1 protein-coding gene is annotated in these 685 nt (G+C 54.4%); it reads right to left on the minus strand.

Annotated features, from left to right (window positions below; all coding sequences use genetic code 11):
• Nucleotides 1-497: 497 nt before the first annotated feature.
• The coding region (locus EES38_RS22395) for a hypothetical protein (RefSeq protein ID WP_208020501.1) at nt 498-685 on the minus strand (188 nt) is incomplete at its 5' end.

Genomic DNA, 685 nt, shown 5'->3' on the forward strand with positions numbered 1-685 from the left:
CTGCAGAATAGAATATATTTTAAGGCAAGCATGGAGAATAGAATATATTTTAAGGCAAGCATGGTTTCACCTGCCTCCAGCTTGGATTTCGGAGGTTATGGCACTTTTATGCTTCGGTGTACACAGCGTGATTCTCTCGGCGAGATACGGCGTTTGCGCGCATARAAAGCAAAGAGTGGCCTGTCGCGGCCGCCCAGAAGCCCAGATTTGCAGCTCTCTTGCCCTGAAGTGTGCAGAATAGAGGATTATGTACGGCAGACGTGGTTTGACTTGGAACCGGGGCGGCACGGCCAGCTCCATTCCTCCAGGCGGRCCGTGCYACTGCTCTCAGCCGGGCACAGAGCGTCCCCGGGCGGCCAGGAAAGATGGCTCTGCCCGTGCCTCCCAGAGGCACTGATCCACAGCTTTCCTGGCCAGGAGGCTGCAGAATAGAATATATTTTAAGGCAAGCATGGTTTCACCTGCCTCCAGCTTGGATTTCGGAGGTTATGGCACTTTTATGCTTCGGTGTACACAGCGTGATTCTCTCGGCGAGATACGGCGTTTGCGCGCATAAAAAGCAAAGAGTGGCCTGTCGCGGCCGCCCAGAAGCCCAGATATAGAGCTCTCTTGCCCTGAAGTGTGCAGAATAGAGGATTATGTACGGCAGACGTGGTTTGACTTGGAACCGGGGCGGCACGGCCAG

Source organism: Vibrio viridaestus (genome assembly GCF_003856525.1).
In the GTDB taxonomy this organism is placed as follows: domain Bacteria; phylum Pseudomonadota; class Gammaproteobacteria; order Enterobacterales; family Vibrionaceae; genus Vibrio; species Vibrio viridaestus.